Source organism: Peterkaempfera griseoplana, assembly GCF_001418575.1.
Classification (GTDB): Bacteria; Actinomycetota; Actinomycetes; order Streptomycetales; family Streptomycetaceae; genus Peterkaempfera; species Peterkaempfera griseoplana.
Genome location: NZ_LIQR01000348.1, coordinates 1 through 10,660 on the forward strand (window position 1 = coordinate 1; position 10,660 = coordinate 10,660).

9 protein-coding genes are annotated in these 10,660 nt (G+C 72.9%); 4 read left to right on the plus strand and 5 right to left on the minus strand.

Annotated features, from left to right (window positions below):
• Positions 1-197: 197 nt before the first annotated feature.
• Positions 198-1,433, plus strand: coding sequence for a cytochrome P450 (locus AOK09_RS24795; RefSeq protein ID WP_055589460.1), 1,236 nt, complete (start codon positions 198-200; stop codon positions 1,431-1,433).
• Here AOK09_RS24795 and AOK09_RS24800 read toward each other — a convergent pair.
• Positions 1,427-2,053 carry a MarC family protein gene (locus AOK09_RS24800; RefSeq protein WP_055589461.1) on the minus strand — a complete coding sequence of 209 codons (627 nt, stop codon included), beginning with the start codon at positions 2,051-2,053 and terminating at the stop codon, positions 1,427-1,429. The genes AOK09_RS24795 and AOK09_RS24800 overlap by 7 nt on opposite strands.
• Before the next feature lie 506 nt (positions 2,054-2,559).
• Here AOK09_RS24800 and AOK09_RS24805 point away from each other — a divergent pair.
• The gene (locus tag AOK09_RS24805) at positions 2,560-3,144 is read left to right on the plus strand and encodes a DedA family protein (protein WP_055589462.1); all 585 of its coding nucleotides are present in this window, start codon (positions 2,560-2,562) and stop codon (positions 3,142-3,144) included.
• Positions 3,145-3,200: 56 nt separating this feature from the next.
• Here the strand turns inward: AOK09_RS24805 and AOK09_RS24810 are convergent, their stop codons facing one another.
• On the minus strand, positions 3,201-4,841 hold the full coding sequence (locus tag AOK09_RS24810) for a vWA domain-containing protein (protein ID WP_055589463.1): 1,641 nt from the start codon (positions 4,839-4,841) through the stop codon (positions 3,201-3,203).
• A 345-nt stretch (positions 4,842-5,186) separates the two neighbouring features.
• Here AOK09_RS24810 and AOK09_RS24815 point away from each other — a divergent pair, with 345 nt between their 5' ends.
• A complete protein-coding gene (locus AOK09_RS24815) occupies positions 5,187-6,539 on the plus strand; it encodes a polysaccharide deacetylase family protein (protein ID WP_055589464.1) in 1,353 nt (450 codons plus the stop codon).
• 245 nt (positions 6,540-6,784) lie between these two features.
• The gene (locus AOK09_RS24820) at positions 6,785-7,534 is read left to right on the plus strand and encodes an SAM-dependent methyltransferase (RefSeq protein ID WP_055589465.1); all 750 of its coding nucleotides are present in this window, start codon (positions 6,785-6,787) and stop codon (positions 7,532-7,534) included.
• An 83-nt stretch (positions 7,535-7,617) separates the two neighbouring features.
• Here AOK09_RS24820 and AOK09_RS24825 read toward each other — a convergent pair whose 3' ends face one another.
• Genes AOK09_RS24825 through AOK09_RS24835 form a run of 3 tightly spaced genes read right to left on the minus strand, consistent with a single transcriptional unit; the run spans position 7,618 to position 10,528 of the window.
• Positions 7,618-8,526 (minus strand): alpha/beta hydrolase, encoded by a 909-nt coding sequence (locus AOK09_RS24825; protein WP_055589466.1) that lies wholly within the window; start codon positions 8,524-8,526, stop codon positions 7,618-7,620.
• A complete protein-coding gene (locus AOK09_RS24830) occupies positions 8,523-9,644 on the minus strand; it encodes a branched-chain amino acid ABC transporter permease (protein ID WP_055589467.1) in 1,122 nt (373 codons plus the stop codon). The genes AOK09_RS24825 and AOK09_RS24830 overlap by 4 nt, the downstream gene beginning before the upstream one ends.
• Positions 9,641-10,528, minus strand: coding sequence for a branched-chain amino acid ABC transporter permease (locus AOK09_RS24835; protein WP_055589468.1), 888 nt, complete (start codon positions 10,526-10,528; stop codon positions 9,641-9,643). Before AOK09_RS24835 ends, AOK09_RS24830 begins: the two co-directional genes overlap by 4 nt.
• Positions 10,529-10,660 lie beyond the last annotated feature (132 nt).

The window sequence follows — 10,660 nt, forward strand, 5'->3', positions numbered from 1 at the left end:
TCCAGCTTATCAGATCCGCTTGCCGCTTTTCCGACCCCCGCTGGTGGGGTTACTGCAAATTCATCGCCGCTCACTGAGCGTTCCCGCCCCGAGCGACCAGTGAACTGTACGGCCTGGACCGCCATGTCTCCAAATCCGGCCCCGTCACCCCCGTCCGCCCTACTGACATCGCGTCAACAGCGCGCAATGCTGGTGCCATGGACGCCCTCGCTGCTGTTGAAGCCCTGCTCACCCCCGAGGGACGGAGCGATCCGTTCCCCTACTACGCGGCTCTGCATGAGCACGGGCCGGTGATCTCCCTGGGGGACGGCTACACCGTGGTGGTCGGGTACGACGCGCTGGGCCGGGCACTGCGGGACCCCGTGCTGCGGGAGGAGGGAGTGGAGTGGGTCCGGCTGCGGTGGCCGGAGGTGGCGGACCATCCGTCGGTACGCCTCTTCGCCGAGTCGATGCTCTTCTCCCCCGACCCCGGCCATGCCCGGGTGCGGAGGCTGGTCAGCAAGGTCTTCACCGCGCGGCGGGTGGCGGAGCTGGCCCCGGCTGTCGAGCGGCTGACCGACGGACTGCTGGACCGGCTGGCCGAGCTGGGGGCGGACGGCTCCGCGGTGGACTTCATGGCGGAGTTCGCCTACGCCCTGCCCGTGGCAGTGATCTGCGAGCTGCTGGGGGTCCCCGAGCAGGACCGGCTGTGGTTCCGTCCCCAGGTCGCGGATCTGGCGGCCCAGCTGGAGCCGGTGTACTCGACGGAGCAGCTGGCAGCGGCCGACGACGCCGCGCTGGCGCTGATCGACTACTTCACCCGGCTGGTGGCGGAGCGCCGGGCGGACCCGCGCGACGACCTGGTGAGCGCCCTGGTGCAGGTGCGGGACGAGGAGGACGGCCGGCTGAGCCACCGGGAGCTGCTCTGCAATCTGGTGCTGCTGCTGGCGGCGGGCTTCGAGACCACCACCAATCTGCTGGGCAACGGTCTCGCCCTGCTGCTGGACCGGCCGGACCGCCTTGCGGCGCTGCGCGCCGAGCCCTCGGCCGCGCCCGCGTATGTGGAGGAGTTCCTGCGGTTCGACTCCCCCGTGCAGCTCACCAGCCGCTGGGCGCCGGAGGGCGCGACGGTGGACGGGGTGGTGGTGCCGCCGGGCGGTGAGGTGCTGCTGCTGGTGGGGGCGGCCAACCGTGATCCCGCGCGGTTCCGGCAGCCGGATGTCTTCGATCCCGGGCGGGAGTCGAACCAGCCGCTGAGTTTCGGCGGCGGCCCGCACTTCTGCCTGGGGGCGGCGCTGGCCCGCCTGGAGGGCCGGACGGCCTTCGGGAGGCTGCTGGAGCGGTTCCCGCAGCTGGAGGCCGCGACCGGGCGGAGGCGTCGGGACCGGCTGACGCTGCGCGGGTACGCGTCCCTTCCGGTGGTGACCGGGCCGCCGGCGTACTCCTGTCAGTAGTCGCGGGACTCCAGGGGCACGCCCAGCGCCCCCACACCGTCCAGCACCAGGTCGACGCCGACCGCGGCCAGCAGCAGACCCAGCAGTCGGCCCAGTACCTCGATGGCGGCGTGGTGGGTGCGCTGGAGCACCCGGGTGAGAAGGAGTACGCAGAGCAGGTCGACGGCGATGACGGCGACATAGGCCCCGCCGACGGTGGCGCGCCAGGCCCAGCCGTTCCTCGCAGCGGATTCGAGGAGGACGGCGGTCATGGCGAGCGGGCTGACGATGAACGGCAGCAGCAGCTCCCGTACGCCCTCGAAGAGACCGGGGCCGGTCTCCCCGGGCTCGCTGCCGATGTGGAGGCCGAGCACCAGACCCACGGCGTAGATGAAGAAGATGGCGCCGCCTGCGATCTCCAGCGCCTGGGTGCTGATGTGGAAGAGCGTGTAGAGGGCGGGTGCGGAGAAGTCGGCGAGGAGGCCGACGAAGGCCGCTCCGGCGGAGGAGACCAGGGCCAGGGTGTGGAGTTCGGCGGTGGTCCGCGAGCGCGCCAGCGTGGCGAAGGAGAGCAGCACCTTGGGCGGTCCGACCACAGCGAGGAAGGTGATGAAGGCTCCACCGAGACTCAGCTGGTTCATGGTCGCATCATCGTCGCGGCGGGTGCGGCAGCCACGGGGTGACACGGCGTCGGCCGTCCCTGTTCCTGGCAGAGGCGGCCGACGCCTTCGGAGGTTCATCCTGCCGGACCGGGGGCCGTCCGGTCAGGGGCCACTCGCTGCGACCCGGTAACGAGTCGATGACGGAGCGAAATCCATTTGGCGGACAAAATTCATCGTATGTAGAATTCCACCGGCGCCCCGGCCCTGTGAACCCGGCGTGTTAACCGCGTCACACAGGGGTCCTTCAGGGCATGGAACTTCGAGGCGCTAGGTTGTGTTGTGTTGTGAATGGCTCCGCCGAGCAGAGTGATGCCCCGGAGAGTGTCCCCGCACTCCCCGCACCGGCTCCCGGAACCCGCAGGACCGCTTGATCCCGGCACAAAGTCCCTGTGCCCGGGCCGCGGCGGCCCTGGTCACCCCGTCGTCCCACCCGGGAGGGCGGGCCAACCGGTCAGCGGACTTTCGGGAAGTAGGGACACCAGCCCATGAACACCGCGGCGCTACTCAGCTCGTCGTGGATCTTCATCCTTGCCTTTGCGGCAGTGCTCGGCGACGCCTTTCTGCCCTTCATCCCCAGCGGCACGATGGTGATCGTGGCGGTCCTGAAGACCGCCGACCTCGACGGCGCACCTGTACTGCTGGCACTCGGGGTGGCGATCGCCTCGTTCATCGGCGACCTCATCCTGCTGCGCATCGCCCGGCACGGCGGTCCCTGGCTGCAGGCCCGGCTGGACCGCCGCCCGCAGTGGGCGGGCGCCACCACCAGGGTCCAGCAGGCGCTCGAGACCCGGGCGGCGCGCACGGTGATCGTGGCCCGCTTCGTGCCCGCCGGACGGACGATCCTCGACCTCGCCATGGGCGGCAGTGCCAACCCCCGCCGCTTCGTTCGCTGGTCGGCGGTCGCGGCACTGGTGTGGGCGGCCTACATCGTCACTCTGGGCTGGCTCAACAGTCACTGGTTCAACACCACCTGGCTCTCCTTCGCGGTGTCCTGCGCGGCCGCCACCACCATCAGCGCCTCCGTCGCCCGGCTGATCAAGCGGCAGCGCCGATTCGCCACTGCCGCCTGATCACATCCCCGGCTCCCGGCCCGCGGAGAGGCTCGTCGCGCAGTGCCGGTGACGGATCAGGAGTCGAGCAACCCTGCCGCCTGGCCGACCGCGTCGGCCAGGCGCCGCACATCCGGGTCCTCCGTGACCGCCGCCAGCCGGTCGGCGCGGTCCGCCAGCTCCTCCAACGACGGCTCACCCGGCAGCGCCGGCGCGAACGGGACCGCCGCGTCGTCCGGTCCGTCCCCGTACTCGCGCCGGGTGGGCGACTGCCGCAACCGGTCGGCGAAGTACGCGGCGACCGCATCCACCTGGAGCCGCCGGGGGGCCTCCGTCCAAAGCCCCGCGGACAGGTCACCGACCCCGATCCGGCCCTCGGCCTCGTGCGGCTGCCTGCTGCGGGGGTCCAGCCAGTGGACGGTCGCGGTGGCCAGCGGGCCGTCGGCGCCGCGCTTCAGCCGGACCGCGTACAGCGCCGTCACCGAGTGGCCCGGACCGACCTCGCCGCCGTCCACCCGGTCGTCGCGGAAGGCCTGGTCGGGGAGCCGCCGGTCGTCGAAGCCGATCAGCCGGAAGGAGTCGACGGCGGCAGGGTCGAAGGCGACCTGCGCCTTGGCGTCGCGGGCCCGTAGGTCGAGGTTGGCGGGAAGCTGGTCCACGAAGACCTTGCGGGCGTCCTCGTCGTCGGCGACATAGGAGGTGTGCCCGTCGCCGCGGTCGGCGAGCTGCTCCATCAGCTGGTCGCCGTACTGGCTGCCCACGCCCACCCCGAACAGGGTGATGCCCTCCTCCCTGCGGGCCTTCGAGACCCGTTCCAGGATCGTCTCGGAACTGGTGGCGCCGGTGTTGGCGAGCCCGTCCGACAGCACCACCACCCGGTTCACCGCCCCCTCCCGGCGCTGCCCAGCGGCCTGCCGATAGCCCAGGGACAGCCCGGCCTCCAGGTTGGTGGACTCCTCCGGACTCAGGCCGTCCACCGCCTCGTGGAGCCGCCGCCGGGCCGCCGCGTCCACCGGACGGACGGCCGGCACCCGCAGCCTGGCCTCGGTGCTGAAGGAGACGATCGCCATCGAGTCCTGCGGACGCAGCCGGTCGATCAGCAGATTCAGCGCCCTGCGCACCAGGTCGAGGCGACCGGTCTCGGCCATGGAGCCGGAGGTGTCGACGACGAAGGTGAGATCGGCCGGGGCCCGGCTCTCCGGATCCTCCGAGCGGGTCGCCAGGCCGACCCTCAGCAGTGACCAGCCGCCGTCCCCGCCGGCGGTGCGCGCCCCGTCGACGGTGACCGAGAAGCCGTCGCCGCCGGGCTCCGGGTAGTCCTGGCGGAAGCTGTTGACGAACTCCTCCGGGCGGACATCCTGCGGTTCCGGCAGGCGTCCGCCGGCCAGGGTCCGGCGGGCGTAGCCGTAGGAGGCGGTGTCCACGTCGAGGGCGAAGGTGGACCGCATGGCCGCGTCCGCCCCGTCGGCCGCCGCGGTCGGCTCCCCGTCGCGCGTCCCGGGGGTCGCACCGGCCGGTGCAGCGGCCCGGGCGGAACCGCCCTGCGGTGCCCCCGCCGCGGGGGCCGGCGCATAGGGGCGGTTCCGCGCGGCGCCGGACGCGTCCGCGCCGCCTCCCCCCGAGCAACCGGAGGCCAGCAGGGCGGCGGCCAGCAGCAGGACCGCCGCCGGCCCGGGTCTGAACAGCGGACGACGTCCGCCCGTGTGCGTGGTGTGCATCGCTCCCCCTTGCCTGGCGCCCCCGCCGCTCGCGGGGGTCGCTGCCGACTCTGACGCGGCGTCGGCTGCGCCGGTGCCCCCGGAGGCGTTGCGGAAATGTCTCGAAACAGCAACAAGGTGCGTTGTAGGGGAGCCGTCAAGGAGTGTCGTCCGTCAGTGCGATCGACGGATCTTTGTCGTGGCGATTCCCGATTGTCGAGATTGCGGCCTGTACGGCACCCCAGGGGGATGACGGTGGCGGACAGGCTCGGCGACGGGGGCTGCCGGGGCCCCTACGCGAGGGCGGAAGGGCGGGTCCGTGCACAATTGCCCCGGGCTGTGGGGCACAACAGATCAGGGGAGATCATGGGCACCATCTCGCGCAGGACCGTCCTCACGGCCGCCGCCTCGGCGGCTGCCCTGGGGGCGGCCTCTGCATGCTCGGACGGTGGCAGCGGGGGGAGCAGCAACCCTGGGCAGCGGCCCGGCGGCGGCAGCAGCACCAAGGGCGGAGGCGGCACCGGAGGCACCACCGGCGCCGGCAGCCGGCCGCCGGCGCGGTCCATAGGTGACGGCTCCACCTCCGACACCGGGCCGCAGCCGGGCCAGTCCAGGCCCGAGCGGCTGAAGCCCGGCCAGCGGCCCCCGCAGTTCGTGGTCTTCTCCTGGGACGGTGCGGGGGAGCTGGACAACAAGCTCTTCTCCCGGTTCCGGGAGCTGGCCCAGAAGCACCGGGCGTCCATGACCTTCTTCCTCAGCGGCATCTACACCCTGCCGGAGTCCAAGAAGAACCTGTACCACCCGCCGCGCCACCCGGTGGGTGCCTCCGCCATCGGCTACCTCACCGACGCCCACATCCACTCGACCCTGCAGCAGGTACGCCTCGCCTGGCTGGAGGGTCATGAGATCGGCACCCACTTCAACGGCCACTTCTGCGGGCCCGACGGTGTGGGGCGCTGGTCCCCGGCCGACTGGGACAGCGAGATCAGGCAGGCCAAGCAGTTCGTCAAGGAGTGGCGGACCAACACCGGCTTCACCGACCTGGAGCCGCTGCCGTTCGACTACGACAAGGAGCTGATCGGCGGCCGCACCCCCTGCCTCGAAGGCCAGCGCAACCTGTTGCCCACCGCGGCGAAGCTGGGGTGGAAGTACGACGCCAGCTCGCCCGGCGATCTGCAGATGTGGCCCGGCAAGGTCCAGGGTGGCCGGATCTGGAACTTCCCGCTGCAGTCCATCCCCTTCCCCGGGCACTCCTTCCAGGTGCTGTCGATGGACTACAACATCATGGCCAACCAGTCGGGAGGCTCCCCCAAGGGTGACCCGGCCCGCCGTGCCGCCTGGCGCACCCAGGCGCGGGACTCCTATCTGGCCGGTTTCCGGCGCGCCTACGACAGCAACCGGGCGCCGTTCTTCATCGGCAACCACTTCGAGGAGTGGAACGGCGGCATCTACATGGACGCCGTCGAGGAGGTGCTGACGCAGATCGCCGGCCATCCGGAGGTCCGGCTGGTCTCCTTCCGCCAGCTGGTGGAGTGGCTGGAGGCCCAGGACCCCGCGGTGCTCCGCAAGCTCCGCACCCTCAACCCCGGGCAGAAGCCCACCGGCGGGTGGGAGTCCTTCCTCGGCACTGCCGGTCCCAGCCCCACCGCGGACCTCCCGTCCGGCTCCGGTGCCGCGTCCGGCTCGGCGTCGCCGTCGGGGACGCCTTCCATGCGTTAGCCGGAAGGCCGGGGCACCTAGGCGGTGGACGGAGCGGCCCCGGCCCGGGCCCCGAGCACCGGCTACCGGTTACGGGTGAGCCGACGCTCGCCCGGCCGGTGCCGCGGCACACCGCCGGGACGCGGGCTCCCGCGGCGGGGGCGCAAGGGGCGTGCGTGACACGGTGGCCCGGCCCTGCGGGCGGCCGAGGGCACGGTTCCGGCAAACCGGGTGCATCGGCCGCGACGGGGTGCGATGGTGCGCGCATGGACCGTCGAAGACTGAGCGCCCGCGCCCACGCCCATCACCCCGTCGCGGCGCCGCTGAGCGACGCGTCCGTACGCCGGTTGCTCGACCGGGCCGTGGTGCGCGGCGACGAGCGGGCACTGGATCTGGGGTGCGGCGAGGCCGAGTGGCTGCTGCGCGCTCTGGAACGGCACCCCAGGATGCTGGCCGAGGGAGTGGACCTCGACAGCGAGACGCTGGACCGGGTGCGGGACGAGGCCCAACGGCGCGGCGTGGCGGACAGGTTGGCCCTGCACCACATGCCCGCGGCGGAGTTCACCTCGGCACGCAGCTTCGACATCGTGCTCAGCGTCGGCGCCACCCATGCCTACGGTGGGCTTCGGCAGACCCTCACCGCCGCCCGGGAGCACCTCGGACCGGGTGGGCGGGTGCTGGTCGGTGACGCCTTCTGGGAGCGGGAGCCGCACGCCGCCGTACGGGAGCTGCTCTCCGGTCCGAGCGAGTGGGCTGATCTGGCGGGCACCGTGGATCTGGTGACCGCCGACGGCTGGACACCGGTCTATGCGCACACCAGCACGCTGGACGAGTGGGACGACTACGAGTGGTCGTGGACGGGCTCGCTCGCCCAGTGGGCCCTGGACCACCCTGACCACCCCGAGGCGCAGGACGCGCTCAAGGTGGTGGAGGAGCACCGAGCGGAGTGGCTGCGCGGGTACCGGGGCGCGTTGGGCTTCGTCACCCTGCTGCTGCGGCGTACGACCGGCGGCTGAGCCCGGCGGTGACGGGTCCCGGCCACCGGTCGAATACGCGGATCCGGCGCCTGGTCAGCCCTGTTGGGGCCTGGTCGGGTATCTCAGGGGCGGCCCTCCGCCCGGGGTTCCGCCAGGATGAGGTCCGCAACAGCCCGGGCGCCGCGCTCGCCCAGCAGGACGGTGTAGTGGTTGGTGCCGGGGGCGGCGACGGTGGTCACGGTGACCGGGTCCAGGGCGGCCGCGGTGAGGCGGTCGGCGTCGTACATGCCCTGGGGCTGGTCCAGCAGGCCGCGCTCGGCCCAGAGCAGGGTGGCCGGGCAGGGCAGTTTGCGAATCGCCTCCGCGGCCTCCGGGTCGAGAAGGACCTGGCTGCCGTCGGTGTGCACGGCCTCCGCCACGCAGGAGGAGCGGAGTTCGGGTTCGTCACCCACCAGGTCGTACAGCAGGTGGGCGTCCAGGCGGGCGGTCCACAGGTCGTCGCCGAACGCCGGATGCTCCCGCCAGAAGTCTCGGTAGGCGTCCCGGCTGGGGAACGCCTGGCCGAGGCGGGCCAGGGCCGGTCCCAGGACCGCGGCCAGGGCGTCGTCCTCGGTGACGCCGTCCGGGAGCGGGAAGCTCACCGCGCCGTCGACCAGTACGGCCCGGCGGACCCTGCCGGGGTGGCGGACGGCCGTCAGGGCGGCCACCCAGGCACCCATGGAGTGGCCGGCGACCACGGCGTCGTCCAGCCCCAGGTGGTCCAGCACGGCTGCCGCGTCGTCGGCGTGCCGGGCCAGGCCGTAGGGGCCGGCGACGGCCCGGCTGCCCGCCCGGCCCCGCAGGTCGGGGGCGACCAGGGCGACCCGTCCCGCCAGCTGCTCGGCGACCTCGCCCCAGGCGAGTCCGTTGGCGGTGATGCCGTGCAGGGCCAGCACGGTGGGCGCGGCGGGGTCGTCGGCGGGCCAGCGCAGCACCGCCAGGTCGCCGCCGGGGACGGCGACGGTGGTCCGCTGGGGGTGACGGTCGGTCATGGGGCGGTGCCTCCGGTACGTCGGGCCGAACGGGTTTCACGGATCCTGGCGGGCAGCCGTACGGCCCCGCCCGGCAGCAGGTACACCACGGCGACGAAGATCGCGCCGAGGAGGAAGAGCGGCTGGGAGAGCGGCACACGCAGCACCGCGGGCAGGCCCTGCACCGTGGCGGAGCCCGAGAGGTCGCCCAGCCGGTGGTCCGCCCAGGTGTAGAGGACGCCGCCCAGCAGCGGCCCCCAGCGGGTGCCGGAACCGCCGAGGACCACCATGACCAGCAGTGACAGGGTGAAGTCGGAGGTGGCCGCCTGCGGGGTGGCTCCTCCCGAGAGAAGAAGGTAGACCACACCACCGACAGCGGCGAGGGCCGCGGCGAGGACGAAGGCGACCAGCTTGAAGCCGTGGGGGCGCAGGCCCAGCACCTGGACCCGGCGTTCGTTCTCCCGGATGCCCTCCCAGACCCGTCCGGTGGGCGAGTTGACGGCCCAGTGGACGACCGCCAGCGTCAGCACCAGGTACCCGAGGGCGATCCAGTACAGGTTGGCGGTGTTCTCGATGCCCACCAGCGCCCCGGGCAGCCGGTCGGCGGGGGCCGAGCGGCCCTCCTCGCCGCCGGTGAGGCCGCCCGGGTTGCGCTGCACCAGGATCGACCCGGCCTGGGCGAAGGCCAGCGTCACCATGGAGAAGCCGATGCCGGTGACCCGCAGCGACACCGCCCCCAGCAGGGCCGCCAGCAGCACGGCGAAGGCGACGCCCAGCAGCGCGGCGGGGAACAGCGGCAGGTCGAGCTCCAGCATGGCGATGTCGGTGGCGTAGAGCCCTGTGGCGAACCAGAGGGCGTGGCCGAAGGAGAGCAGCCCGGTCCGGCCGAGCAACAGGTCGTAGCCGGTGGCGAGGGCGCCGAAGACCAGGCACAGCGCGAGCAGCTGCAGACTGCCGGCGCTGCCGAGCGGGCCGTCCAGCAGGCCCGGCAGGGGCAGCGTGCTGTAGGGCGCGGCGAACAGCAGCAGCAGGACGGCCGCGGGCCACCAGCGGGTGGCGCTGCGCAGGCCGGAGGCCTTGTGCGGCGCGGGTGAGGGGGCATTGTCAGTGGGTGCCTGCATGATGGTCCCGGTGGTCATGCGAGCCTCCCGGTCAGGCCGCGCGGACGCACCAGGAGCAGTACGGCGAGCAGGACGACGACGGAGAGGTCGCCGAGCCCGGCGGCGGTGTAGTAGTTGGCGAACTGCTGGACCAGACCGACGGCGACGGAGGCCGCGGCGGCCCCGGTGACGGAGCCCATGCCGCCCATGACGACGACCACGAAGGCGAAGATCAGCAGCGAGGTGCCCTGGCCCGGGCTGACCGAGCCGAAGTAGAGACCGCCGAGGGCACCGGCGAGGGCGGCGGCTGCGCCGCCGATGGCGAAGACGAGGGTGAAGGCCTTGCGTACGTCGATGCCCAGGGCGGTGACCATCGCCCGGTCCTCGACCCCGGCGCGTACGACGAGGCCGTGGCGGGTGCGGCCGAGGAAGAGCTTGAGGACGGCGAGGACGACGGCCGCGGCGGCGATCAGGACCAAGCGGTTGACGGGTACGGCGGCGCCGAGCAGATGGAAGGTGCCGGCCAGGGTGTGCGGTTGGGGGAACGGACGGGCGTCGGCGCCCCAGACGGCCATCAGCAGCGCGGGCACGGCGAGGCCCACGCCGACGGTGGCGAGCACCTGCTCCCTCGGGCGGGAGTAGAGGGGGCGGATCAGGGCGAGTTCCAGCAGGACGGCCGCGGCGGTGCCGACCGCGGTGCCGAAGACGACGGAGAGGAGGAAGCCCGCACCGCCGGGTCCGGCGCCGGGGAGGTGGCCGTCGGCGGCCCACCAGGTGGCGTAGGCGCCGATCGAGAGCAGTGCGCCGTGGGCGAAGTTGAGCACATCCATCAGGCCGAAGATCAGCGACAGTCCGGAGGCGGTGAGGAAGTAGAGCGCACCCAGGCCGAGGCCGGTGAGGGTGAGCAGGACGACGGTGTCCATCAGGGGCTGGCCTCCTGCGGGGCTGCTGCACCGGTTGCTGCCGGGGCTGCCGGGGCTGCGGGGTGACGTCCGACGCCCAGGAGCCGGCGGGCTGCTTCGGGGTCCTGGAGGAGGGCGGCGGTGGGGCCGCGG